The following is a 26,576-nucleotide window of genomic DNA, read 5'->3' as shown; positions in this document are numbered from 1 at the left end:
ACCATTTTTGCTGATTCCATACCATTATGCACAAAATAAAAAAATATTACGCTATTACAAATTATCGCATACAGCATAAATAGCCCTAACTAAAGATCAATAATAACTGCATTTGAGTGCAAAATTTATATTATTTTAAGCGCAAGATTTTTCCTGCTCTTTTGTCCATTGTCCCAAAGCAGCAAGATGATTCATCCGTGCGCGGTGTGCAAAAGCCTTTTGTGCAGCAGCAACATTTTCATGTTTTCCACCCCATGCTTTCAATGCAGCCGCTTGCAATGCGCGCCCATAAGAAAAGGTCAATTTCCAAGGCAAATTTCCTAAACTGTTCATAGCCGACAAATGAGCAGTTGCTTCTTCATCAGACTGCCCCCCAGAAAGAAAAGCAATCCCTGGAACAGCAGCAGGAACCGTTTGTTTCAAAACACGAATCGTTTTTTCCGCGACTTCTTCCACACAAGCAACCCGCGCATCTTTTCCATCAATGACCATATTGGGTTTCAAAATCATGCCTTCCAGAAGAACACGTGCTTTAAATAATTCTTTAAACACAGTACTTAAAACAGCTTGTGTCACTTCAAAACAGCGCGCAATTGAATGCTGACGTGCTTGTCCATCCATCAACACTTCTGGTTCAACAATTGGCACAATACCTGCTTCCTGACACAAAGCAGCATAGCGTGCTAAGGCTTGTGCATTTTGGCTTATCGCCCCCTTTGTTGGCAAAGCGTGCGCATCAATGGCAATCACCGCACGCCATTTAGCAAAACGCGCTCCTAAAGCATAATAATCTTTTAAACGTTCCCGAAGACCATCTAACCCTTCTGTAATCGTTTCTTGAGGAAAAGCTGCCAATGATTTAGCACCTTTGTCGACTTTAATACCTGGCAAAGCACCTGCATCACGAATAATGTCTGCCAACATTTGTCCATTGGATGCCCTTTGACGAAGTGTCTCATCAAATAAAATGACACCAGAGATAGCGCTTTCCATAGCTTCTTTTGCTGTAAAAAGCATTTCACGATAAGCGCGACGATTATCCTCGTTGGATTCAACACCAATAGTCTCAAAACGCTTTCCAATCGTAGCGGTACTTTCATCTGCTGCCAAAATACCTTTACCTGCACCAACTAAAGCAAGCGCAATGTCTTCGAGACGTTCATTCATAAAAAATTCCTTTTCTGTCGTGTCTTCATTTCCAAATGTGCGTAACGCACCAGCCATATCTTATTAACCCACATGATACGACTCATTCTGTAAAACTGCCCTTATACCCCGCACAAAGAGAAGAATCCCGAAAAATGCCTTATCCATCCATTCCCCAAAAGCTATCCCCACGCCATAATACGACTTTTAAATTTTCCTTTTCTCTTGCATGAGAGCAAAAATACCAGGAAGCACTTTACCTTCCATCCACTCTAAAAAAGCTCCTCCTGCAGTTGAGAGATAAGTAAAATCATCAGCAACATCAGCATGATTGAGTGCAAAAACCGTATCTCCCCCTCCAGCGACTGAAACCAGCTGCCCTTTCCGGCTACATTCTGCTGCATGGTGCGCAACTGCAATCGTTCCCTGATCGAAAGGGGGCATCTCAAAGACACCAAGAGGACCATTCCATACAAGGGTAGCAGCCTCATCAATCACTGCATTGACATGAGCAACAGAGCGCGTCCCAATATCTAGAATCATCCCACCTTCAGGAATATCTTCAATATCATAGAGACGATGCGGCGCATCTTTTTCAAAGCGAAACGCAACTATCGCATCCACAGGTAATAAAATCTTACATTGGCACTTGCACGCTTTTTCAATGATTTTTTTGATCGTTTCCAGCAATGCATGTTCACACAGTGATTTGCCAACATGGATACCTTGCGCAGCTAAAAAACTGTTTGCCATGCCGCCGCCAATCACCAAATAATCAACCTTTTCAACCAAATGATTGAGCACAAAAAGCTTACTTGAAACCTTCGCGCCTCCAACAATAGCAACCACTGGGTGTGTCGGATTGTCCAACCCTTTTTCTAATGCTTGCAATTCACGCTGCAACGAGCGTCCTGCATAAGAAGGCAACAAACGCGTTATTCCCTCCACCGAAGCATGAGCACGATGAGAAACGGAAAAAGCATCATTAACATAGAGATCTGCATTACGTGCTAAAGCTTCAGCAAAATGACAATCATTCCTTTCTTCACCTGAATGAAAACGGACATTTTCTAGCAGTAAAATAGCACCATCTCGCAACATCTCAATTGCTATCTGCACGGGTTCTCCGATACAATCGGTAGCAAAAGCAACTGGCTGACCAATTATTTTTTCCAGCACCCCAACAACGGGACGCAATGAAAATTCTGGCTCTACCTGCCCCTTGGGGCGACCACAATGGGAAAGAAGAATCAGCTTAGCACCACGTTTTTGAAGTTCAATAAGTGTCTCTTTATGCCGCTCAATGCGCGTTTGATCGCATACTTTTCCTTGCGACATTGGCACATTAAAATCTACCCGCACGAGAACGCGTTTTCCAGCAACATCAACATCATCAAGTGTACGAAAACTCATTATTGCTCCCTTTTCACTTTCTGTTGTTTCAAACAAACGCACCTACCAACCCCTCTTTTGTTTCAATAACCAAGATCTGCAATAGCCTGCGTTTTCTCAACCCCCTGCGTCCTCCCAAACTTTAAAACCCTTGCACCCTCTTAAACTTTATTCTGTTAAGATCTCACTTTTTGGGATGCTGCTTTTTAAGCAATATCTTCTCTCTTAAAAAATAACACCCCTTAAAAATAACATCCCTTGCCACTCATTTTTTCAAAAATACGACATTTTGGCTCTTCTGCCACAAAGCTTGCGCTTTCTGTTGTAAAAAAAAGATCCTGAGTATTCTTCTTCTTACACTCTTTTTTACACTTTCTTTTTTTACATTGTCTTGGCAAAAGCTACAGCTGTATCAGCCATGCGGTTTGAAAAGCCCCACTCATTATCATACCAAACCAAAACACGACAAAGTTTCCCATCAATCACCTTCGTTTGATCATTGTGAAAGATAGCTGAATGTGGATTATGATTAAAATCACAACTCACGAGCTTTTCGTCTGTATAATCCAAAACGCCCTGAAGCTGTCCTCGTGCTGCAACGGCAATAGCGGTATTAATTTCTTCAACCGTTGTGGAACGCTTAGCCGTAAATGTCAAATCAACAACGGAAACATTGGGAGTTGGAACACGAATTGACACACCATCAAGCAGCCCCTTTAACTCTGGCAAAACCAGTCCCACGGCTCTCGCTGCCCCTGTAGAGGTTGGGATCATAGAAAGAGCAGCCGCACGAGCACGGTAAAGGTCACGATGCATTGTATCCAACACAGGTTGATCGCCAGTATAAGAATGGATAGTTGTCATAAAGCCCTTTTCAATTCCAATTGCCCTATGCAGCACTTGCGCGACAGGTGCTAAACAATTGGTTGTACAAGAAGCATTTGAAACAACCCGATGTTGTTTATTTAAAGACTGATGATTAACCCCATAGACCACTGTGAGATCTGCCCCTTCACAAGGTGCAGAGACAAGAACACGTTTTGCACCTGCATCCAGATGAGCACTTGCTTTGTCGCGCGCAGTAAAAATACCTGTACATTCTAAAGCAATATCGATATCCAAATCCTTCCAAGGCAGTTTTGCAGGATCACGCTCTGCGATAACCTTTATCAAATGACCCCCGACATCAATGGCATCACCAACAACTTTCACGGTGTTGGGAAACTGTCCATGGACTGAATCATAGCGCAACAAATGTGCATTGGTCTCCACCGATCCCAAATCATTAACAGCAACAATCTCGATATCTTGTCGACCACTTTCCACAAATGCGCGCAAAATATTGCGCCCAATACGACCAAACCCATTAATTGCAACGCGAACAGTCATTTCACATTTTCCTCATTCATTTTTTCAAGCTCTTTTTCAACGGTATTTACCACACTTTCACAAGTAATCCCAAAATGCGTATAAAGGGCATCGATCGTCCCACTCGCACCAAATCCGTCCATACCAATAAAGGTACCTTCAGTACCAATAAAACGATCCCATCCTTGCCGAACTGCAGCTTCGATTGCAATTTTAATGGGCGCATCACCAACCAAGGCACGCTGATAAGAGGGAGATTGCTGAGCAAACAATTCAAAACAAGGCACAGAAACCACACGTGTTGGAATATTTTTTGCTTCCAATACAGCATGCGCCTTCACTGCAATTTGCACTTCTGAACCAGAAGCAAACAGAGTCACTTGAGCATCATCGCTTGCTGTCAATAACTCATAAGCACCCAGCATACAAAGATTTTCTTCGTCATAGTCTTGACGCGAGAGTGGTAAATTTTGTCGGCTTAAAACCAAAGTAGAAGGCGTTTTGCGTGCTTTCAAAGCCAATTGCCAACACTCAATTGTCTCCAGAGCATCCGCAGGTCGGAAAACAAAATGATTGGGCATTGCGCGCAATGCAGCCAAATGCTCTACGGGCTGGTGAGTAGGACCATCTTCACCAAGACCGATTGAATCATGGGTCATAACATAAATAACCCGTAACCCCATAAGAGACGACAAACGCATTGCAGGACGCATATAGTCAGAAAAACATAAAAAGGTTCCGCCATAAGGAATAAATCCGCCATAAAGAGCAAGACCATTCATAATTGCTCCCATTGCATGCTCACGGATTCCATAATGCAAATAGCGCCCTGAAAAATCGTCTGCAGAGATCACTTTCATCTGACTGCTTTTTGTATTATTAGAGCCTGTCAAATCGGCGGAGCCACCAATGGTTTCGCTCACAACCCCATTGATAATTTCAAGAGCCATTTCAGAAGCTTTACGTGTTGCAACAACGGGACAGTCCTCAATCAGTTGCTTTTTATAAGCATCGATAGCATCATCAAGCCCACCAACAAGATCGCCTCGCATCAACCTTTCAAACTCCACCCGCTCTGACACAGGAAGATTTGCCAATTTTTCTTCCCATGCTTGACATTTTTTAGCAGCACTCAAACCTGCTAAACGCCAATCATCAAGAATATCGGCTGGAATAACGAAAGGTGCTGCCTTCCATTCTAAGGAGACACGGGTTAAAGCAATTTCTTCTGTTCCTAAAGGTGCCCCATGGGCTTTATTGGTTCCCTCTCTATTTGGCGCCCCAAATCCAATCGTTGTTTTACAAGCAATCAAAGTTGGTTTATCAGAAGTTCGTGCAGCTTCGAGAGCAGATGTGATTGCAGCTTGGTCATGCCCATTGACTCTGAGTGTATTCCAACCTGACGCTTTAAAACGAGCGATCTGGTCTGTCTTATCAACAAGGGAAATATCGCCATCGATTGAAATATTGTTATCATCCCACAAAACAATAAGCTTATGAAGTTTCAAATGCCCCGCAAGTGAAATTGCTTCTTGAGCAATCCCTTCCATGAGGCACCCATCCCCAACCAGCGCATAAGTATAATGGTCAATTAAATCGCCAAAACGCGCATGATACAAGCGCTCACCAAGAGCCATACCCACAGCATTTGCCAATCCCTGCCCGAGCGGTCCAGTGGTTGTTTCGATTCCTGCAATATGCCCATATTCTGGGTGTCCAGCTGCCTTGGATCCTATTTGGCGGAAATTTTTAAGATCCTCAAGAGAGATATCTTCATAACCGGAAAGGTATAATAAAGCGTAAAGGAGCATAGAGCCATGCCCTGCAGAGAGCACAAAGCGATCACGGTTAGGCCAACGGGGATTTTTAGGATTATGGGAGAGAAATTTTGTGTAAAGAACAGTAGCAATATCAGCTGCCCCCATTGGTAAACCAGGATGACCAGAATTTGCTTTTTCAATCGCATCAATGGCAAGAAAACGGATAGCATTGGCCATCTGATTTTGTTGTTGGGTATTTGTCATGAATGATAGACCATTTTTTAAAATCGTTTTTTGATTACTTTTTATTTGCTTAAATTTCTTAAGAAATACTCATTTCTCTGTTTAAATTGTTTGTGACGAAAAAGTACCTTTTGTCATATTTTAAGTTCATTGCTCTCACATATTCTTTATGCACATAACCATTTATGCCAACACTTTTAAAAAATCCAGCTTTTAATTAACATGTATCTTCTGCTTTTCTTGCTAAAATATCTTACATATTTAAAAGTAAAATACACGCAAAGAAAGAAAATAAATGATTCGTTTTTGCATAAAAGATTGATACAAAATACAATCATTCAAAGGATATAAGCATCATGAATCAAGAAACCACAGTTCTACCCCACGCACTAAAACAACTGGAAAAAGCACTAAGGACCTTAGAAATCACCGTTATAAACCGCAACACTATTATTGATAAGAACAATGAATGGGAAGAAGAAATTCAACGGATGAATGCTGATCGTAGTCGTCTTGCACAAGCACTTGATAAAGCCGAAGCTCATGTAGAACGGCTAGAGACAGTAAACAAAGAAGTTTCCAAGCGGTTGATTAAAGCAATGGAAACAATTCGTATTGTAATTGATAGATAAAGGTTTGAGTGCATGGAAACCATTTCGGTCACCATTGACGGTAAAATGTATCGTATGGCTTGCGATAAAGGACAAGAGCACCATCTCATTGAGCTTGCTGCTCAATTAGATCAGTATATCACACATTTGAAGAAAAACTTTGGTGAAATCGGTGATCATCGTTTATCTGTCATGGCTGGTATCATGATTATCGATGAAATGGAAGAAATAAAACGAGAAAAGAAACAATTACAAAAAGACTACGAGGCACTTTTGCAACAACAAACCGAAAAAGACCATGCCATGAGCAAAATTATGCAAGACACAACTAAGCGGATTGAAAAGCTCACCCATCAATTGCTCACAGATACCCAAAATAACACAGATCTTCAAAATAAAGAAACGGTATAAATGTATCCTCAATTCTTAAAGACGCACATAATTTATGAAAGAATTGTGCTAACTGCCGCAACAATAAAAACGCTAAAACGCCCTTAAAGAAAGGGCAAAATTGCTTTCGCACCAACCATAAAAACTCCCACACCAAAGCCAATCGTCGCGCTGTTTCCACGATGGATGCGATAAAGGAACATTTGTGTTAAAAGGAACATTTGTGTTAAACAGCTTTTGTACCATCTTGAGAAACAGACGCAATCCGCAATAGGTTCGTAGTGCCAGGCGTTCCAAATGGGACTCCTGCTGTAACGATAAATTGCTCGCCCCCACAACAAAAGCCTTCTTGAAAAGCAATGGCTGCCGCACGATCAACCATGTCCTCTAAATTTCGTGCATCTTCAGTAACCACACAATGAAGCCCCCACACTAAAGCCAATCGTCGCGCTGTTTCCACGATAGGTGATAAAGCAATAATGGGTTGATTTGGGCGTTCACGAGATGTACGCACACCCGTTGTACCTGAAGCAGTATAAGCAATGATAACAGCCAACTGAAGCGTTTCGGCAATTTGTCGTGCTGCAAGAGAAATTGCATCTGTTCCTGTTGATTCTGGCACAGGGTGCTGCGCACCAACCATTGCTGCATAAGTGCGATCTTGTTCAATTTTGCGCGCGATTCGATCCATCATAAGCACTGCCTCTTCAGGATAATGACCAGATGCAGATTCAGCAGACAGCATCACAGCATCAGCTCCTGCATAAACTGCCGTAGCAACATCAGAAACTTCTGCACGCGTTGGAACAGATGATGTAATCATGGATTCGAGCATTTGTGTTGCCACAACAACGGGCTTTCCGGCTAAACGGCACGCTTTGATAAGCTCCATCTGAAGAGCAGGAACCCTCTCCAACGGCATTTCCACACCCAGATCTCCCCGTGCAATCATAATGCCATCGGAAACATCAATAATCTCTTCTATCCGCTCCAAGGCTTGAGGTTTTTCGATCTTAGCCATTAAAGACACTTTGTCTTTCGTCAATTGACGCACTGCCAGAATATCTTCTGGGCACTGGATAAAAGAAAGTGCGACCCAATCAACTGGCTGTTCCAAAACAGCTTGAAGATCCCCCTTATCCTTTGACGTCAACGAACTAAAAGACAAAACTGTATCGGGAAGACTTACCCCTTTTCGATCCGAGATATGGGTTCCAGCAACCACATGGCACTCAATAGAATGACCATCACACACTCTCGCACACAGTTCCAGCTTTCCATCATTAATCAGCAGCCGATCCCCTGGTTTAACAGCTGCTAAAACATCCCTGTGTGGGAAAAAAACACGTTGTGCATCACCTAGCACATCACGATCATCTAATGTAAATTTTTGCCCGATAACCAAATCCTCTTGACCATTGGCAAAACAACCGATACGCAACTTTGGACCCTGTAGATCAACTAAAATGCCGATTGGTCGACAAACCGTTTTTTCAACATCGCGTATCCGCATCACCAAATCAACCATTGTTTCACGGTCAATGTGACTCATATTAAGACGAAAAACGTCAGCCCCTGCTTTAAAGAGCTTTTCAATCATCGAAGTGGAAGAAGAAGCAGGACCAAGAGTGGCAATAATTTTTACTTTACGAGCACACTTCACGGCGAAGAAACTCCTGTAAAAGTAGAGGGATGCAAAACTGAATCACTAAACAAAGATTTTTCAGTCAACTGCACCATCCAATTGGTTTGATTGCCTGTGTCAATTTCTTTAAACCCTGCCTTTTGAAATCCTCTGGCAAAACAATCATGAACCCCTTGAATAATAAATTGGCTATCTTGCACACACATAGTTACACGACCAAGCCAACTCCCTTTTTTCTGTGCACCCTCAGCATAAAAATAATAAAATCGTGCAGAAAGAGGTCCCTCGATCAAAGTTTTACACTCAGTATCTGGAACCATCCACCATCCTTCGCTCACCCAGCCTGAAATTGTACGATAGCCAAGGGCAACACCAACAGGCTGCTGGGTCATATTACAAACTCGAAAATTGGCTTTTGCAAAACCAATCACCAAGAGCAAAAGGAGAACACTCAAAAGAAAAATTCTCACGCTTTTTTGAAACACCCATTCTTGTTTTTCGGCAACCACAAAACCACCTTTATGACGTAAATTATAGAAAATAAAATATATATCTTTTTTGCTCTTTTTCTAAAGGTCTTTCCATTTATGCAGATATATCCTCATGTTTTCTGCCTTTTAGTGCTCCTTTTTTTCAACGTGCATACTTTAAAGTTTTTACAAAACATTTTTTCTAAAAAACATTTTATTGCACAATATTTTACTGCATAAAAATTTATACGATAAAACACTCCAGATGCTCAATACCAGTAAAAGACGATTAAAAAAGCAGTATGCAGAGCATATTATGGAAAAAATATGAAAAAATTATTTTTTATTCATATTGCATGTAACACCTTTTTCACAGTTTGAGCACTATAAGCAAAATGCTTTTCCAAATGTAAAAACAATTACTCTTCAATAAATTAATATTATTTTAAACAAATGAAATATCTCAAAAATACACCTGAAAAATAAAGAAATTTATGTAAAATAACATTTAAGCATAAAAACAACAGTAAAGGATTTAAGTTATTAAGAAGACAATCGATCAAAGTTGTTTAAAGAGCAATCTATCAAATTCTTCTTTTTTATTTCATGGTCATGAAAACAATGGATTGATTGAATTTCTCAAAAACAAACCAATTTTGATCAATCATATGGGAGAAGTAAAAGGGGAGAAGAAGGCGAAGAAAAAATATCTTATATCGTTGTAACTTTGGTTATAGAAGCGCAGAAAATATTTTACTATTGGTCTCAAGAGTCAATTTGTAAAAAGCGATATAGCTTGATTTATTTTCTGTTTTTCAAATATCCTCACACAAATTTATTGTACAAAAACAGCTTAAAACAAAATCTGGAGAAAAATAAATGGATACAGTAACTGATCAAACACAAGCCATATCGGTAAACCAATTGCGTGCTTTTATCGAACGCATTGAACGATTAGAAGAAGAGAAAAAAACTATTGCTGATGATATTAAAGAGGTTTATGCTGAGCTTAAAGGGTCTGGTTTTGATAGTAAAGCTGTTCGAAGCATCATAAGGTTGCGCAAAAAAGAAGACCATGAACGACTTGAAGAAGAAGCAATCATTCAACTTTATAAAAATGCACTCGGCATGAATTAGCGTGCACGTGTTTCCTTTTCTATTTCTTCACGTAAAAGTTCAAGTTCCAACCATTCTTCTTCTTTTTGCATGCAAGAATTTTTCTTCTCTTTCAGCGCTGTTGATAAACGCTCAAAACGCTCTTTATCACAGCGATACAGCGCTGGATCAGAGAGTTCTTGTTCAATTTTTTCAATTTCGTTTTGCAAAACAGTGATTTGTTTGGGGAGTTTTTCCAGTGCATAAACCTGTTTGTAAGATAATTTACGCAGCGCTGTTTTTTCTGGTGCACAGACGCGTTTTTTATGATTCTGCCTATGAGGCTTCAACGGCTCTTTGCGCTGCAACAATGCTTCTTTCTTGCCCTGCGCCATCATATCACTATAGCCCCCAGCATACAAAACCCAAAGACCATCGCCATGGGGAGCTAACATATGGGTCACAGTTCGATCTAAAAAATCCCTATCATGGCTGACCAACAATACTGTTCCAGTGAAATCGGCAATAAATTCTTGCAACAAATCCAATGTTTCCATATCCAAATCATTGGTTGGCTCATCTAAAACCAAAAAATTTGCAGGCTTTGAAAGAAGTCGAGCGAGTATTAAGCGGGCTCTTTCTCCACCTGACAATTCTTTGATTGGCATACGCGCTTGTTCAGGTAAAAACAAAAAATCCTTCATATAAGAAACAACATGGCGCTCTTGGTCATTGATCAGAAGAGTATCTCCTCGCCCACCTGTTAAATATTGTGCTAAAGTTTCCTCTGCATTTAAAATACGCTGTTGATCAAGCAATGCCATGGAAAGATTATATCCATGCTTTACCATTCCACTATCAGCCTTTTCCTGCCCAATAAGAATGGACAACAATGTTGTCTTTCCGATACCGTTGGGACCCACCAAACCAATCCGACTCCCCCGTTGAATACGCAAAGACAAATCTTTCACAATAACACGATCGCCATAAGATTTTGAAATCTGCTTCGCTTCAAGCACCAATTGACCTGAATCGTGACTTTTAGCAGCTGCCAAAAGTGCACTTCCAGTGGGTCCCTTATATGTTTGATGAAACTTTCGTAACTCTTTTAACGCACTCAAACGTCGTACATTACGTTTACGCCGAGCTGTCACGCCATAGCGCAACCATTGTTCTTCACGCTCAATTTGTCGACTCAATTTATGCTGTTTGAGTGCTTCCTCCTCGAGAGCCTTATCACGCCAACTCTCAAATTCTGAGAAACGCTTTTCCAATCTTTTTGTCGTGCCCCGATCAAGCCATACCGTTGAACGCGTAACATTTTCCAAAAATCGCCGATCATGCGAAATCACCACAATTGCCGAGCGCAAAGAGCATAAGACGCCTTCAAGCCATTCAATGGTCGGCAAATCAAGGTGATTGGTTGGCTCATCCAAGAGAAGAACATCTGGTTTCACAGCAATCGCCCGTAACAATGAAACGCGCCGCTTTTCTCCACCAGAAAGCGTTGCTAATTTTTCTGTCCCTGAAAAGCCAAGATTGCTCAAAAGTGTGTTGACCCATTGTATATCGGGTGCATTATCCAACCCCGCTTCCACATAGGCACGAATGTCTCCTTCTCCTGAACAATCAGGACTTTGCGATACATAACGAACCCTTACCCGAGGGTGGCAAAAAATCTCTCCCCCACTGGGTTCTATCATCCCAGCGGCAATTTTTAATAGTGTTGATTTTCCGCATCCATTACGGCCCACCAACGCAATACGCGCCCCCTGCTCCACCGATAAGCAAACTTGGTTGAGCAAGGGAGTTGCCCCAAAGGTGAGGAAAACATCATCAAGCCGCAGCAGCGGCACTGTCATCAATGTCACCGACAAGGTGCTTGATACAATGCACCTGCGTGACCACGATAGGTGCACAATTGTGGTGTCTGCGGTGTCTGAGGGCAAGGTGCTTGATAAATACGCCCTCTCCGGCTACGATAAGTGCACATTTGTGGTTGCTGAACGACAATTTGAGATTGTTGTTTTTTCTGATTTACAGCAACACCCGTTACTGTACCTGCAACCGCACCAAGTGCTGCACCCGTAAGCGCTGCATCAGGAGAGTTTCCAACTGCTGTTCCTGCCAAGGCGCCTAGTGCAGCTCCTCCAACGCCATAACCTGCAACTCTTTGCTCATCCAAAGAACAAGCAACTAAACCGACACCCACAGCTGAAACAGCTGTTATTTTCAAAATTGATTTTAACATATAAAAAAAACCCTTCCTTTTGTTAAAGTAACAATACAAGGTATATTATTTATGCCAGTACTTATTACTCTGCTACCCCTTGCCTTTTCCAAATATACCAAAAGAGCTTTATGGAATAGGTACAGACGCCAACAATATAGCTTTTCCAGAACACAGATAGCAAGAAAATGTTCCACAAATACGATTAGAAAGTGTTAAAGAGGATCCAAAAGGCACATTTTTGTTATCCAGTGACCATTGCGCACCCGACAAAGTCAATCCTTGCAGATCAGAAAAACCGATGATACTAAAAAGGCAACCATCAGGTAAATCACATGAAAAAGGTCTTGGCAACAGTGGCCATCCTTCTTCATAGCCACTGGTTAATAAGACTGAAATACCCTTTTCTGCCATCGCCAGTGCCTGCGTCATATGAGAAAGGCTATGATCACTTCTTTCGCCTCCAAAAGCACCACATAAAATCAGCTTTTTAGCGCCATTTTGCAGCGCTTTTTCACATGCCAACGCGCCATCGGTCATATCTTTATCCGAAGAAAAAACCTCGCGAGGAACATCTCCATATTTGCACATTAAAGCCTGATCAGAGGAATCAAAATCACCCAACCACAACTCAGGCATCACACCCAGTGCTGCAGCATGACGCATTCCACCATCAACGGCAATGACTCGACTCTTTTTTATTTGGTTGCGCAAACGATCCGTAATATAAACATCTCCATTTAACAATATTGTAAATGTTGTCATAACATATTACACCTTTCATATCGTTTTTATCACCTTTTTATAAACAACAACCATGATACAGCCAAAAAGTCTTTCCCAACAAGATTCTTGACTGTAAAAGATGCACAATAAGACAAAACAAGACGCATAAAATTTATAAAACTGCAATGCAAACGAGGCGCACAATGATCCAAGGCATCAGATTTTTTCAACGAATATCCCCTTTTCGCGCGAAAATCTGTAAAGCATCTTTGATAAACTTAATGCTTTTTCTTTCTGCCTGTTACGCGCCTCTTCCCTCAAGCGATACATCATCTTCTGCAAACGCACCAAGAGGAATCGAGCACACCAACAAAAATAATGTCTATGCGACGTTGGGTGCTACACAACACCCGCGCATTTTGCAAATATATGGCGGCGCCTATCATGATTCAAAGCTTGAGCGCATGTTAGAAAAAATTGTGCAGAAATTGACTATTGCCTCAAAAAATTCTGACCAAACCTATCATGTTACAACTTTAGACTCGGAAAATGTTAACGCATTTGCACTACCGGGCGGCTATATTTACGTAACACGCGGCATGCTCGCATTAGCCAATGATTCTTCAGAAGTTGCAGCAGTTTTAGCTCATGAAATAGCACATATCGTAGCCAATCACGGCATTTTGCGTTTACAAAAAAAGGCAGAATTAAAGCGCGCGAATCACAAGAACACCAATCTGTTATCGCATCCTGACACCAAACACCAAGATACCATGAAAAATAAGCAACAACTGGCACAGTTTTCACGCAATCAGGAACTGCAAGCCGACTCGATTGCTATCGAAATGCTTTACCGTGCTGGATATGATCCATTTGCATCACCACGCTTTTTACAATCTCTGGAAGCCTATAATGCTTTTCGCAATACCTTGGGAGGAACAAAAAATACCTCATTAGACTTTTTAGCAACGCATCCAACAACCCCACAACGGATTCATCTTGCTATAAAAAAAGCTCAAGAAATTAGTACGCCCAACATTGGCAATACAGATCGCGACAGTTTTCTCAATAGCATTGACGGCATGATTTTTGGTGGAAATTTTCATAAAGGCTATGTTCGAGAAAACCGCTTTATTCATCCACAATTGCGCGTAACTTTTTCTGTTCCAAATGATTTTACAATAACCAATTCAGGTCACGCTGTTTTAATAAGTCGCCCAGATAAAATTGCAATTCGTTTTGACGCAGTACCACTTCCTGCAAACATATCTGCAACCGATTACTTAAAAAGCGGATGGGTTGTAGGGCTGGATGAATCATCTGTCCATCCAATCACAATACAAGGCTTGTCTGGAGCTCATGCCTATGCTGCCAATGAACAATGGCAATTTGATGTGGTCGTCATTATATTTAATAATCATGTCTTCCGCTTTCTCACTGCTGCTCCTCACCATTTTCAAAATTTTGAGGCTATTGCCAACAAAACTGTTCAAAGTTTTCACCCTCTTTCACCATCACAGTTAAGCACACTAAAACCCTTGAAAATTCGCGTCATTCGCGTTAAACAAGGAGAGGATGTCGCAAACCTTTCTGAAAAAATGCAAGATACAGCACACAAAGAAAAACTGTTCCGCATTCTTAATGCACTTTCACCCACCCAAACCTTACAGGCAGGTACACGTGTAAAAATTATTGCTGAGTGAGTGCAGCTTTTTTCTCCTTCTTTATCTTCCCCTGCACTTTCATGACATTTTCATGACACTTTTGTGCATTTATAACACCTTTATAACATTTTCTATGCATTGGCTTATGGTACCATCTTACCCCATACTTACCCCATAAATAGTCTGACAAATGTTTGCCAAATAGATTGTATTTTGCACAATCTTCCTTTTATTTTATCTCCCCAAAAAACCTAAAGTACTTATACATCATAAGCATCTACTGAATTGGCAGTCAGCAAAGCAGAGCGTAATTTTTGCAAAGCCCGCGCTTCAATTTGCCGTACCCGCTCCTTTGAGATTCCCAACCTTTCACCCAAAACTTCTAAAGTCGCACCTTCTTCATTAAGGCGACGGAAACGAATAATTTCAAGTTCACGCTCATTAAGGATTTGTAACGCATCATAAAGCCATTGTGTTCGTCGCTGACCATCAATGACTTGTTCAATGAGAGCATCAGGAAGAGGATTATCATCCACGAGAGTATCCATTTTAGCAATGGAATTGTCGCCATTTTCAGAAATAGAAACGCTTAATGAATTATCAGAGCTAGAAAAACGGAAATCCATTGTTTCAACATCACGAACTGAAACGCCAAGTTTTTCAGCAATCATACGAAAGACATCCTGTTTTGTCAGAGCGCTATCATCTTGCACCAATTTAGCCCTCAAACGGCGGAGATTAAAGAAAAGTGCTTTTTGTGAAGAACTGGTTCCTCCTCGAACAATAGACCAATTGCGTAAAATATAATCTTGGATAGAAGCACGTATCCACCATGTAGCATAGGTTGAAAAACGTACTCCCCGATCAGGCTCAAAACGCGTTGCAGCTTCCAATAACCCTACATAGCCTTCTTGTACCAAATCTCCCAATGGCATTTTGAAGCGTTTAAAACGATTGGCAATCGCAATCACTAAACGCATATGAGCTGCGGCAATTTGATGCATGGCGTCATCATCATGTTTGTCTTTCCACCGCAGAGCTAAATCATGCTCTTTTTGTCGTTCAAGATAAGGCGCTTGCATAGCAGAACGCATCATATTGCGTCCTAAACTTTTGTCCGCATCGCTGTAATTTTTACTGCTTTTATAAACAGCACTTGAAAGATTACCCATAATAACCCCTTGCGATTAAATTTATCAAAGTTGATTTTGGTAACGACACCACCGTTCTTTAAAAAAAGAACGTAAAAGTTGTTTATTACTATAACACTACTTTAACGTGTATTTTTATAATCGCAATTGTTTTTTTATTATCATCGTAAAACTTCTTGATCCGACGACATGAATTTCCAAACAAAACAGCAATATAGGTATGGTTTTTAAGTATGGTTTTCCCTCAAGAAATGCGTAAAAAGGCTCTCTCTTCACATCTTCACAGCACAAACGACAAAAGAGCTTCTCTCTTATTTAACCATCAGCTCACTTACCGTTGAATAAATCATCCATTTTATGTTTTTAGCCCTATAATACAACTAATAAGTGTAATTAAATGCACATAAAGCAACCAAACTGAATAAAAAAAGAAACATCCAAAGTGAAAATGGCAAAAAGTAACAAGAATGATTGAAGAAAATGCAATAAACGTGCTAAAGGAGCAGCACAATTATAGAGTTGTCGGGAATAAGCTTTTTACCAGAACAGCACTGAGAAAGAAAACGATCATGGATAGCAAGATTGTTCAACAGAATGATATTCTTCAAGATGATATTTTTATTGAGAAACATGGAAGCGGTAAATTTGAAGGTTTTCGTTTTTACGCCAACAAAAACAACACCGATCAAACGGCTGAAACACAAAATTTGCCAGATAATGAAAGTCTGATTACTGCCTTTAACAAACGTGCAACACGTTTTTGTGCTTCTGCCAATGGAGATTTTACACTCAGCTTTGATGGTATTGTGCGCTGGATTGGTCAACCTGTGGGGCAACTTGTCACAACCGAGGATTTTTTAAAACCCAAGCCCATTCTTTTAGCGGACACACAATTAACGGGAGAATCGCGCGAAAACGTCATAAAACGATTAGAGCGTTTTGTAACCTTTCATTTTGAAACCGCTTTAAAACCCTTGTTTGATTTGCGCAATGCCGATACCTTAACGGGCTTAACAAGCAATCTTGCACAACAACTTGTCAACTCTTTAGGGATTTTACCGCGTCGAACAATCGCTGACACTGTTAAAAGCCTCGATCAAGAATCGCGCGCAGTGCTACGACGGCTTGGTGTTCGCTTTGGTGCTTTTCATATTTATGTTGCTGCAATGCTTAAACCAACTCCCGTCCAAGCAATTACGTTATTGTGGAATCTTCAAAATAAAGGATGTGACCAAACGGGTTTAAATGAAATTTTTTCTGCACTCGCTTCTGGACGAACTTCTTTGATTTTTAACCCTACTTATAATCGCCAATTTTACCAGTTAGGTGGTTATCGTATTTTAGGGCATCGCGCAGTACGAATTGATATTTTAGAGCGTCTTGCCAACCTTATCCGTTCTGCACTTAATTGGCAAGAAGGAGTCGAGCCAAGGCCGAATGGAGCTTATGATGGAAAAAGTTTTTTTGTCACTCCAACAATGATGTCTATTCTTGGTGCTAACGGAACTGATATGGAAGAAATTCTTAAAGGGCTTGGCTATCAATCGCACCCTTGTAGTAGTGCCGTTTTTGAACAAAATCTCCTTCAAAACAATGTCTCTCTGCCTGCGTGCACAATGACACAAGAAGTTCCTGAAGCAGAATGCGTTGGCGATCAATGGAAAAAAATGAGCGCACAAGAAACCGCACAGAAAGAAGAAAAAGCTGTACCTTCTGACATTGAAAAACAATCCTGTTCTACAGATTGCTTACCTGCAGCAGAACCCGTTGGCAATTTTTCTCAACAACAACATACAACAACAGAAGATAAAGTTATTTTACTATGGCGTTACCAGCATGTTCACAAAAACCGTGATAAATCTGGACAAAGATGGAAAAACAAACACAAAAAATCTTTTAAACAAGAAAGCAACGTGAATAAAAACACCTCTCAAGAAGCGGCATCACATGCTAAGCACTTTTATAAATCCAACAAATCCCATACTAAACGCCCACATAATAAATCATCTCAAAAAGAAAAACGCCCTAACCTTGATTCGCCTTTTGCAAAATTAATGGCGTTGCGTGATCAGCTCACAAATGAAAAAAACACACTTAATACTTCCTTTCAAAGGTCAGTAAAATGAAAAATGGAGTTTGATCTTGGCCTATGTAGTAACCGACAATTGCATTCACTGCAAATACACTGATTGCGTCGAAGTTTGCCCTGTTGACTGCTTTTATGAAGGCGAAAACATGCTTGTCATTCATCCTGATGAATGTATCGATTGTGGTGTTTGCGAACCTGAATGCCCAGCAGAAGCCATTAAACCTGACACAGAGCCAGGATTGGAAAAATGGCTAGAGCTCAACTTACATTATGCAACAAAGTGGCCCAATTTAACCACTCGAAAAGACCCTCTTCCTCAAGCAAAAGAAATGGACGGTGTTCCAAATAAACTAGAGAAGTATTTTTCAAAAAATCCTGGAAGCGGCGAATAATAATTATACAACAACACATATAACAGTTTCTTCAAAGATTTAATTCATTTTATGTAAAGATAAAAAATCTGGGCGAAATGATTGATTTTTTTTATTTTGGATGTTAGTGTTAACTTAACGTCGTCATCTTTCTAAGTATTTTTTTTGCTTTTCTATTATGAAGCAAAGGGGTTGCTGTTGAAATTAAAAGTACTCAGCTTTTATGCTCACTAAAGTATATAATATACTTAGTCAAAGAACACTCAGCATTCAGGCTTTTAGTCTGCTTTTCGATATACTTGTTAGCCATTAAGGGAGTAAACTAAGATATGGCATCCCAACAGAAAGATTCCTCCAATGCTAAAGGATTCTCAACCTTTGAATACATCGTCTATCCTACGCATGGAGTGGGACAAATTATAGCAATTGAGGATCAAGAAGTTGCAGGACACAAGCTGAAACTTTTTGTCATTCATTTTGCAAAAGATAAAATGGATGTAAAAGTACCAATTGCAAAGGCTATTTCTGTTGGAATGCGTAAATTATCTGCCGCTGCTTCTGTTGAGCGCGCACTGAAAATTTTGCAAGGAAAAGCACGTATTAAACGGACAATGTGGTCACGCCGTGCTCAAGAATATGATGCTAAAATCAATTCAGGAGATCTCATTTGTATTGCTGAAGTGGTACGCGATCTTTTTCGATCAAATCTACAACCTGAGCAATCTTATTCTGAACGGCAACTCTACACCGCTGCACTTGATCGTATGGCTCGTGAAATCGCTGTTACCAATGGTCTTTCTGAAACAGAAGCCATCAATCTCATAGAAATGCATCTCTCTAATAGAACAAAGCGCGAATTTAAAGCAAAAATAGATGAGACGAATGCGGGTAGTAGTACCGTTTATGCTGCATGATAAATGAACAGAAGATTTTACAGCTTCGGGCAACGTTAACAGAACATTCAAATGATTAAGATTCTTTGATAATAAAATGCAATAGAGCGAGAATGAACTTTATTATCAATGAATTTTTAGGGATAAAAGAATGTTTTGTAGAAAATCTGCATCATTCTCCATAGGGTGATTCTGTGCCACAATGTGTCTATGAGGTTGAGTACACGATTTTATCTTTTATCATTAAATAAATATTTCGAATTTTCTTTTTGTTTCTCTTTATTCAATATTAAATATTATTAGAAAATAGAAAACTCATTTATTTAAGCTGATATCATCGCACTAGCAGCAACCTCTTACCAAGCCTGCCACACGCAACCCTCCCACGCAACTGCGCGGGCTCTCGTTCGAATCATCTGTACAGAATCACATTATCGAGGAAGATAATTCCGCTATTCAATGAGACTTCATCGACATTAGCAGAAACTTTTACCAAACTAGCTACTCACAGATACCCCGCATGAGCTGCGCAAGCCATCATTCAAACATCTATCGAAGTAACAAAAGCATACCCCACACGAGCAAAATTCCCCATCTCAATAAAGAGTACCCTCAAAAACAGTTAAAAGGGGAGGTGTCACACACCTATTTTGCCCGTGCAATCAAGTAAGTATTCCACTTACTGGTAGCCAGATTAAAATATCAATCTTTAGCAGGCAAAACTGAACGCCCGCGATACATTCCAGTTTTCAAATCAATGTGATGAGGGCGACGCAATTCACCAGAACTTTTATCTTCGATATAAGCTGGCGCCTTAAGGGCATCAGCCGAACGACGCATACCCCGCTTTGATGGAGAGGTTTTTCGTTTAGGTACAGCCATAAAGAGATACTCCAAATCCACTAAAAAAAACAGGCAGCATCAAAAATAACACAGCCCTTATCAAATAACATTATAAAATTTGTTTCACCTATACACTGATTAAAACCTTTTGACTAGACTTTCATGCAATTTTTTGTTTTGCTTTAATAAAACGACTGCATACAGTGCATACAAGTATCAAACAGTATTGTGTAGAAATACTGAAATAGCAATTGTTTTTTTAATAAATCTAGGGGATGAGGGTCTCATGCAGATTAATTAAAATAAGAAACAGCTACAACTGCTACGCTCCAAACTCCAGAATCTCATTTTGCAAAAATAAAGGAAGCAAGAATGAACGAATTTACCACCCTTCTTGCACAACACTGCCACACCATTGAAAAGCGGCTTGACACATTGTTAAATAATGAAGTCCAAAATGGCGAAATAAGCCGTCCTGAAATTTTAATAAAAGCCATGCGTCACGGTGCACTCAATGGTGGTAAACGTTTACGTCCTTTTTTTGTTATTCAAAGTGCTGCACTTTTTGGCACTCCTGTTGAACACTCCCTCGACGTCGCAGTAGCTTTAGAATGTGTCCACTGTTATTCGCTCATTCATGATGATCTTCCTGCCATGGATAACGATATACTCCGACGCGGACAACCCACCGTCCACATAGCATTTGATGAGGCCACAGCCATTTTAGCAGGCAACGCCCTTTTGACCTTTGCCTTTGAAATCATTGCAAACAAAGCTTGTGCACTTTCTTGTGAAACCAGAATAAATCTCATCACAGCTCTTGCACAATCAGCAGGATTTGGTGGCATGGTAGGTGGACAAATGCTCGACCTTGAAGCAGAAAAAAAACCTCAAGATCGCCACAGTATTATCACTCTGCAACATATGAAAACAGCCGCTCTTATAAGCTTTGCTTGTCAAGCAGGAGCCATCATCGGTAATGCTCCCAAAACATTGGTCCAAACACTTGCTGATTTTGGCACATATATCGGTCTTGCTTTTCAATTGGCAGATGATCTACTTGACGTCACTGCCAGCACTGAAGTTTTAGGGAAAACAGCTGGAAAAGATGAAGCAGCACAAAAAGCCACTTTCGTTCATCTTTATGGCATTCAAGAAACACAAAAGCAACGCGACACACTCATCGCTAAAGCAGAATCGCTTCTAGACCCTTTTGGGACTAACGCCAAACCACTCCAACAAGCAGCCCGTTTTATAGCAACACGCAAAAATTAATACCGATCGTGCAAACATAAAAACACAAGCACATCACCTAAAGATATGCAAGCATAAAGAATCAAGCAAAACAAACCTTTATCTTTGTTTCAACCTTGTCCAAAACGTGTATGAATGTAATCACCAAGTATTGATTCAAATTCCTCAGCAATATGGTCACCACGCAAAGTCTTTACTTTTTTCCCATCAACAAAGACGGGCGCTGCTGGACTTTCACCCACTCCGGGCAATGAAATTCCAATATCAGCATGTTTTGATTCCCCAGGTCCATTAACAATGCAGCCCATCACTGCAACCTTCAACCCTTCAACACCAGGGTATTTTTCACGCCACACTGGCATATTTTTACATAAATCGGCTTCAATTTTTTGTGCCAATTGTTGAAAAACTGTTGAAGTTGTCCGACCACACCCAGGGCAAGCAGTAACAACAGGTAAAAATTGCCGAAACCCCATCACCTGCAAAAGTTCTTGACCAACTTTTACTTCCCGTGTCCGATCTCCACCAGGTTCAGGTGTTAATGAAATACGGATTGTATCCCCAATCCCTTGCTGTAATAAAATTCCCAAAGCGACGGAAGAAGAAACAACACCCTTTGTCCCCATCCCCGCTTCTGTTAATCCCAAGTGAAGCGCATAATCACAACGTTCTGCCAAACTACTGTAAACCGCAATAAGATCTTGTACATCACTCACTTTAGCAGAAAGGATAATTTTATCACGTCCCAGCCCCATCTCTTCAGCCCAAAGAGCTGAATGAAGGGCTGATTGAACAACAGCCTCCCGCATGACCGCAGCCACAGATAAGGGGTTTGTTTGTCGAGCATTCTCATCCATCAGCTGTGTCAACAACACATTATCAAGAGATCCCCAATTCACACCAATGCGAATAGATTTACGATACCGACAAGCAATCTCGATAATTTCTGCAAATTGGCGATCCTTTTTTGCACCAAAACCAACATTTCCAGGATTAATCCGATATTTTGCCAACGCCTCAGCACAAGCAGGATGTTCTGCTAAAAGCTTGTGACCAATATAATGAAAATCGCCCACCAACGGCACAACAATACCTAACCGTTCTAACCGCTCCCGTATTTTTGGCACCGCAGCAGCAGCTTCATCCCTATCAACAGTTATTCGAACCAACTGCGAACCTGCCCGCCAAAGAGCAGCGGTTTGTGCAACAGTTGCATCAACATCAGCAGTATCTGTATTGGTCATTGACTGAACAACGATTGGGTTCTGACCACCAACAATGACATCGCCCACTGCAACAGCAACAGAGCGGCGGCGTTCAAAAGGTTTAGATAAATAATACGCTGTGCTCATCAAGTCCTCAAATTTTCAAAACCTGCATTATCGATCATTATTATGGCAACACTTATCAAAGTATAGTTTTTAAAAAGACAATGAAAAAAAATTACCTCATTTAGCCAAAACTCTTGATTGTTCCCATGGATGATTGAAACAGCGCACTCCATGCAACTTTTTAATTTTTAAGCCGTTATACCAAAACCCCAAAAGCAATTCCAATGATAACAAAATAGTATAAAATATGAAGGAGTCAAAAAATGTGTCTATTTTCGATTCATTCCAAAAATGCTAAAATTAAAAAACGCATTGCACAATTAAAAAACGAACTCATCCCCGTGCATCATTGGCACTCTCACAACAGCAGCTTTGATAACATCTCTGATATGCTTGACACATGGAAACAAAAAGGCTGCCATGCGCTTTTCCATTTAAACGAGCAAGCAACAGAATTGAAGAAAAAAGCAAAAGAAAACCCTAAAACAACCCTTGCATTAGCTGCAAGCGTAGCGTTAGCAAGCTTTTTACTGATACGTAAAAAATAAAAACACGCCAACACCCTCTCTTTGTAATGTCCACCCTTAAAGTGGGCATTTTTTATATCTCTAAAACAACACTACACAAAAAATATAAGTATTTTGAGCAATAAGTACTTCAGCTTAGAAATAATATTTTTATGACACGCATCATGATAAACCAAACAAAATCTTCTAAGGTAAACGCCCATTTGCTATAAGAAAATGGGATAAAAATCAAACTAAAAAGAACCAAAATTTTAACCTCCAGAAGCGCGCTGCGCAGTATCTACATATGTAACGACAGACATACCAGGAATAAGCTTTTCAGCACCTTTTTGCCCAGGATCTAAAGCAATACGAACCGAAACACGTTGCGCAATTTTGATAAAATTACCGATTGCCGTATCCGTTTTTAACAATGAAAATTCTGAACCTGTCGCAGGTGCAAAACGATCCACACGCCCTGTTAATTTTTGATTATTCAACGCATCCACAGAAAAGACAACAGGTTGTCCCACCCGCATTTTGGACAGTTGCGTTTCCTTATAATTAGCAATAATCCAAATATCATCAGAAATAACTGACACTAATTGCGTATTAGGAACAATATATTGCCCTACCCGTGCACCAACCACTCCAATATACCCCGTTCTAGGAGATACGATCTTCGTGTGGTTCAAATTGAGTTTAGCTAATTCAACGCCAACACTTGCTCCTGCAACTTCTGACTGTAAACTTTGCCGTTCAAGATCTAATTGCTTTCGCAATTGACGTTTTGTATCCAGTGCTTCCAATAATTGTGCAAGAGAACGAGAACCTGAATTTGCACTGCCATCAAAGCCTAATTTTTTGTTATGTCCAGGAAGTACATTAGAGAATGTTTGAGACCGTGCCAGTTCGGCTTCAGCTTTGTTGATTTCCCCCTGCAAAAGCTGAGCTTGCAATACAATACTGGCAAGTTTTGCATTTTTTGAATCAAGAATAGCCTGTGCCTGCGCAAGCTGTTGCTTAAAGAGAGAATCATCGAGTTTAAATAACAACATTCCCTGTTCAACTTTTTGATAATCTTGAACATAAATCTTTTCAATTACCCCAGAAATCTGCGAGCTTACAAGAGTCACATTGCCTTTAATTGAAGCATTATCCGTTATCTGAATTGTGCTGACAAAGGGGGGAAGCCTCCAAGCCCACAAAATCAACAAAATGCCCATAATACCCGATAAAAAGGTAACAATCGTCGCTTTTGATCGCAGTGCTCTTATCATCTTTCACTCCTCTTTATCAACATTGGCTTGCTTTGTGAATGCAACCAAAGAGCGTGATTTGAAAATAATTTTTACAAGAAAAACAACAAATACAACCATTGCAATATAAAAATAAAGCCGAAAAACATCGCTATAAGCCAAAATATTTGCCGTTAATCGAAGCTTTTCAATGAGCCAAGATACATCTGGTTGATCTCCCAAAATATGAGGAACAGAAGCATTGTAAGAGGACGAAAATAAGGCATCCATCTCACTTGAAACGAGCGGATCTGTTACCATAATATTTTGTGATAAATGCTCACAATGCTTATGGGCGAAAACCAACTGCAAACTGCCAAAAAAAGCTGAACTCATCAACCCCCCTGTTACTTGTGTCAGCAAAAAAACAGCAATAAAACTTAACATATAACTAGGGCCTCGCGCACTGGACACCACAAATCCCTTTAAAAGAGCAGGCGGCAAAAAAAGTGCGTAGCCAAAGCCGATCAATCCCTGACTTAACATCATATCTTTTGGACATGTTAACTGGCTCAAATGACTATCTAAATAAGACCCAAGAGCCAAACAGCTCAAAGACAAAAGATAAAAATAGTCCTCACGACCCTCCCGCAGAAAAAAGACACAAATCCCTCCTCCTAAAAGGGTGCCAAATATAACTGCAAGATATACAGGTGCCATCTCAGAGTTTAATAAACCGAAAAGATTAAAAAACTCTGCTGCTAATGTTAAGTGTTCCGATAAAAGAACACGAAAGACCAATAAAATGAGAACAGATTGCAGCATCTCTTTACTGAAAAGCCAACGTAACTCAATCAATGGTTTTTCTCTATTCAGCTCTAGAATAGTTGCCGTGACCAAAGACAAAATAACGAGCACAAGCCCCCAGCCAATCCATGGTGCCTCATACCACCAATACAATTTGCCAACAGACATAATCATTGCATTGATCCCAAGACCAAGCGCAATCAAACTATAACTTACCCAATCTAATTTTTTAATGACCTTGTTACGTGCAACGGGAGTCAGTGGAAGAGAAAAGATACACCCCAAACTCATGAGAACCAAACCCATCTCCATCGCGGAGAGACTAGAAAATTCACTATTTCCTAGCAAATCAGGTGAAATCAAACCTGATAAAGGCGCTGCTAAATTCGCACTCATATAATTTAAGCTAAGACCAATGGTAAATTTTTTTGCTGGTGCAAAAGCCTCCATCATATAAAGAAGCGCGAGTGATGCCAATGGTGCCGCAGCAATACCAGCAAAAAAACGAATAATCAGTGCTGAACGTAGATCAGTAACAAATAACTGCAAAACACAGACCAGCACAAACCCAAGAATTGATAACTCTGCAAAAGCACGAAGCCCAAATTGGTAGCGGATCTTCATCAACATGATTGCAACACTTACATTCGGTGCCATATAGGCAGCAATCAACCATGTTGTTTCAGTCATTGTTGCATGAAAATCACCTGTCAGCTGAATAATGTTCGATTGAACAACATTCGCTCCCAAACCATAAGCCCACTGCAAAATAAAAGAAGCGAAAATGTAAACAAAACATTTTGGCAAAGGTCCTGCAAAAATTACACCTGGATTGGGAAAAGGCACAGCCTTTTTGGCAAACATAACCGTACCTTTTTTGCCGCTCATGTCGCCTTTTCCTGCATGACCCGTTACGCCTCCATTATTACACCATCAACAGTTGCCAAGTTATAAAAAAGGTCTTCCTTATAACTTGCCTCATCATTTGAATGCTCTGCTAGCGTTGCCCGAAGCTGTAAAATCTTCTGTTCTAACGCATCAAAGGAAAGTTGCTCAACAGCAACCACTTTCTCTACCAAAAGAGAACAACCCGAAGAGCTAATATCTGCAACCCCTCCACAAACAGCAAACAGCTTTTCTCCTGAAGAGGTCATAACGCGAACACTTCCCAACACAATGCTTGCCAATAAAGGTGCATGATGCGCCATAACCGTTAGAGCTCCTGATGCTGAAGGAAGAACAACGGATGTCACCTCTTCTGAAAAAACAAGTTTTTCAGGCGACACAAGCTCAAACAAAAAATGCTCTACTTTATTGTTTTCCACAACAGCCTCCACACAAGGTTCAATATAA

Annotated in this window: 24 protein-coding genes; 9 read left to right on the top strand and 15 right to left on the bottom strand. The window is 40.5% G+C overall.

Features of this window, described 5'->3' with window-relative positions; all coding sequences use genetic code 11:
- Positions 1 to 135 precede the first annotated feature (135 nt).
- The 4 genes from V5N67_RS01945 to tkt form a co-directional block, all read right to left on the bottom strand.
- On the bottom strand, positions 136 to 1,167 hold the full coding sequence (locus V5N67_RS01945) for a class I fructose-bisphosphate aldolase (protein WP_332060304.1): 1,032 nt from the start codon (positions 1,165 to 1,167) through the stop codon (positions 136 to 138).
- Positions 1,168 to 1,353: 186 nt separating this feature from the next.
- Positions 1,354 to 2,559 (bottom strand): phosphoglycerate kinase, encoded by a 1,206-nt coding sequence (locus V5N67_RS01940; protein WP_332060163.1) that lies wholly within the window; start codon positions 2,557 to 2,559, stop codon positions 1,354 to 1,356.
- 360 nt (positions 2,560 to 2,919) lie between these two features.
- On the bottom strand, positions 2,920 to 3,927 hold the full coding sequence (gap, locus tag V5N67_RS01935) for a type I glyceraldehyde-3-phosphate dehydrogenase (protein ID WP_332060161.1): 1,008 nt from the start codon (positions 3,925 to 3,927) through the stop codon (positions 2,920 to 2,922).
- Entirely contained in the window at positions 3,924 to 5,930 is a 2,007-nt protein-coding gene (gene tkt, locus V5N67_RS01930; protein WP_332060160.1) for a transketolase, read from the bottom strand. The genes gap and tkt overlap by 4 nt, the downstream gene beginning before the upstream one ends.
- A gap of 335 nt (positions 5,931 to 6,265) precedes the next feature.
- Between tkt and V5N67_RS01925 the strand changes: the two genes are divergently transcribed.
- Complete coding sequence (locus V5N67_RS01925; protein WP_332060158.1) at positions 6,266 to 6,541, top strand: DUF4164 domain-containing protein; 276 nt, start codon at positions 6,266 to 6,268, stop codon at positions 6,539 to 6,541.
- 12 nt (positions 6,542 to 6,553) lie between these two features.
- Positions 6,554 to 6,931 (top strand): cell division protein ZapA, encoded by a 378-nt coding sequence (locus V5N67_RS01920; RefSeq protein WP_332060156.1) that lies wholly within the window; start codon positions 6,554 to 6,556, stop codon positions 6,929 to 6,931.
- Positions 6,932 to 7,136: 205 nt separating this feature from the next.
- On the opposite strand, the gene pyk is transcribed toward V5N67_RS01920, so the two are convergent.
- Together pyk and V5N67_RS01910 are read right to left on the bottom strand one after the other, a co-directional pair.
- Positions 7,137 to 8,573 (bottom strand): pyruvate kinase, encoded by a 1,437-nt coding sequence (gene pyk / locus V5N67_RS01915; RefSeq protein ID WP_332060155.1) that lies wholly within the window; start codon positions 8,571 to 8,573, stop codon positions 7,137 to 7,139.
- Complete coding sequence (locus V5N67_RS01910; RefSeq protein WP_332060153.1) at positions 8,570 to 9,064, bottom strand: DUF1036 domain-containing protein; 495 nt, start codon at positions 9,062 to 9,064, stop codon at positions 8,570 to 8,572. The genes pyk and V5N67_RS01910 overlap by 4 nt, the downstream gene beginning before the upstream one ends.
- A gap of 840 nt (positions 9,065 to 9,904) precedes the next feature.
- On the opposite strand from V5N67_RS01910, the gene V5N67_RS01905 reads away from it, so the two are divergent.
- Positions 9,905 to 10,162 (top strand): DUF2312 domain-containing protein, encoded by a 258-nt coding sequence (locus tag V5N67_RS01905; RefSeq protein WP_332060152.1) that lies wholly within the window; start codon positions 9,905 to 9,907, stop codon positions 10,160 to 10,162.
- Here V5N67_RS01905 and V5N67_RS01900 read toward each other — a convergent pair.
- The 3 genes from V5N67_RS01900 to V5N67_RS01890 all read right to left on the bottom strand — a co-directional run bounded on the left by V5N67_RS01900 (position 10,159) and on the right by V5N67_RS01890 (position 13,115).
- A complete protein-coding gene (locus V5N67_RS01900; RefSeq protein ID WP_332060150.1) occupies positions 10,159 to 11,982 on the bottom strand; it encodes an ABC-F family ATP-binding cassette domain-containing protein in 1,824 nt (607 codons plus the stop codon). The genes V5N67_RS01905 and V5N67_RS01900 overlap by 4 nt on opposite strands.
- Before the next feature lie 5 nt (positions 11,983 to 11,987).
- On the bottom strand, positions 11,988 to 12,371 hold the full coding sequence (locus V5N67_RS01895; protein ID WP_332060148.1) for a YMGG-like glycine zipper-containing protein: 384 nt from the start codon (positions 12,369 to 12,371) through the stop codon (positions 11,988 to 11,990).
- Positions 12,372 to 12,479: 108 nt separating this feature from the next.
- Positions 12,480 to 13,115: a thiamine diphosphokinase gene (locus V5N67_RS01890; RefSeq protein ID WP_332060147.1), complete on the bottom strand. Its 636-nt coding sequence runs from the start codon at positions 13,113 to 13,115 to the stop codon at positions 12,480 to 12,482.
- Positions 13,116 to 13,357: 242 nt separating this feature from the next.
- Between V5N67_RS01890 and V5N67_RS01885 the strand changes: the two genes are divergently transcribed.
- Positions 13,358 to 14,779, top strand: coding sequence for a M48 family metalloprotease (locus V5N67_RS01885; RefSeq protein ID WP_442879222.1), 1,422 nt, complete (start codon positions 13,358 to 13,360; stop codon positions 14,777 to 14,779).
- A gap of 221 nt (positions 14,780 to 15,000) precedes the next feature.
- Here the strand turns inward: V5N67_RS01885 and V5N67_RS01880 are convergent, their stop codons facing one another.
- Positions 15,001 to 15,912: an RNA polymerase factor sigma-32 gene (locus V5N67_RS01880; RefSeq protein WP_332060143.1), complete on the bottom strand. Its 912-nt coding sequence runs from the start codon at positions 15,910 to 15,912 to the stop codon at positions 15,001 to 15,003.
- A gap of 548 nt (positions 15,913 to 16,460) precedes the next feature.
- Here V5N67_RS01880 and V5N67_RS01875 point away from each other — a divergent pair.
- The 3 genes from V5N67_RS01875 (at position 16,461) to V5N67_RS01865 (ending at position 19,265) form a co-directional block, all read left to right on the top strand.
- Complete coding sequence (locus V5N67_RS01875) at positions 16,461 to 18,017, top strand: hypothetical protein (protein ID WP_332060142.1); 1,557 nt, start codon at positions 16,461 to 16,463, stop codon at positions 18,015 to 18,017.
- 16 nt (positions 18,018 to 18,033) lie between these two features.
- The gene (gene fdxA, locus V5N67_RS01870; RefSeq protein ID WP_332060140.1) at positions 18,034 to 18,372 is read left to right on the top strand and encodes a ferredoxin FdxA; all 339 of its coding nucleotides are present in this window, start codon (positions 18,034 to 18,036) and stop codon (positions 18,370 to 18,372) included.
- A gap of 308 nt (positions 18,373 to 18,680) precedes the next feature.
- Positions 18,681 to 19,265 (top strand): CarD family transcriptional regulator, encoded by a 585-nt coding sequence (locus tag V5N67_RS01865; RefSeq protein WP_332060138.1) that lies wholly within the window; start codon positions 18,681 to 18,683, stop codon positions 19,263 to 19,265.
- A 681-nt stretch (positions 19,266 to 19,946) separates the two neighbouring features.
- Here the strand turns inward: V5N67_RS01865 and rpmF are convergent.
- Positions 19,947 to 20,126 (bottom strand): 50S ribosomal protein L32, encoded by a 180-nt coding sequence (rpmF, locus tag V5N67_RS01860; RefSeq protein ID WP_332060137.1) that lies wholly within the window; start codon positions 20,124 to 20,126, stop codon positions 19,947 to 19,949.
- Positions 20,127 to 20,459: 333 nt separating this feature from the next.
- Here rpmF and V5N67_RS01855 point away from each other — a divergent pair, with 333 nt between their 5' ends.
- Entirely contained in the window at positions 20,460 to 21,362 is a 903-nt protein-coding gene (locus V5N67_RS01855; protein WP_332060135.1) for a polyprenyl synthetase family protein, read from the top strand.
- Between the two features lie 89 nt (positions 21,363 to 21,451).
- Here V5N67_RS01855 and ispG read toward each other — a convergent pair whose 3' ends face one another.
- Entirely contained in the window at positions 21,452 to 22,693 is a 1,242-nt protein-coding gene (ispG, locus tag V5N67_RS01850; RefSeq protein WP_332060134.1) for a flavodoxin-dependent (E)-4-hydroxy-3-methylbut-2-enyl-diphosphate synthase, read from the bottom strand.
- A gap of 242 nt (positions 22,694 to 22,935) precedes the next feature.
- On the opposite strand from ispG, the gene V5N67_RS01845 reads away from it, so the two are divergent.
- The gene (locus tag V5N67_RS01845; protein ID WP_332060133.1) at positions 22,936 to 23,220 is read left to right on the top strand and encodes a hypothetical protein; all 285 of its coding nucleotides are present in this window, start codon (positions 22,936 to 22,938) and stop codon (positions 23,218 to 23,220) included.
- Positions 23,221 to 23,450: 230 nt separating this feature from the next.
- Here the strand turns inward: V5N67_RS01845 and V5N67_RS01840 are convergent, their stop codons facing one another.
- The 3 genes from V5N67_RS01840 to atpC are packed head-to-tail and all read right to left on the bottom strand — an operon-like array spanning position 23,451 to position 26,548.
- On the bottom strand, positions 23,451 to 24,458 hold the full coding sequence (locus tag V5N67_RS01840) for an HlyD family secretion protein (protein ID WP_332060132.1): 1,008 nt from the start codon (positions 24,456 to 24,458) through the stop codon (positions 23,451 to 23,453).
- Positions 24,459 to 24,461: 3 nt separating this feature from the next.
- Entirely contained in the window at positions 24,462 to 26,111 is a 1,650-nt protein-coding gene (locus tag V5N67_RS01835) for an MFS transporter (protein ID WP_332060131.1), read from the bottom strand.
- Between the two features lie 23 nt (positions 26,112 to 26,134).
- Positions 26,135 to 26,548, bottom strand: a complete 414-nt coding sequence (atpC, locus tag V5N67_RS01830) for an ATP synthase F1 subunit epsilon (RefSeq protein ID WP_332060303.1) — start codon at positions 26,546 to 26,548, stop codon at positions 26,135 to 26,137.
- Positions 26,549 to 26,576 lie beyond the last annotated feature (28 nt).

Origin of the sequence: Bartonella rhinolophi, from assembly GCF_036576165.1 — a bacterium.
GTDB lineage: Bacteria > Pseudomonadota > Alphaproteobacteria > Rhizobiales > Rhizobiaceae > Bartonella.
Note: the sequence above shows the minus strand (reverse complement) of the source record. Positions and strands in the feature narration are given on the sequence as shown.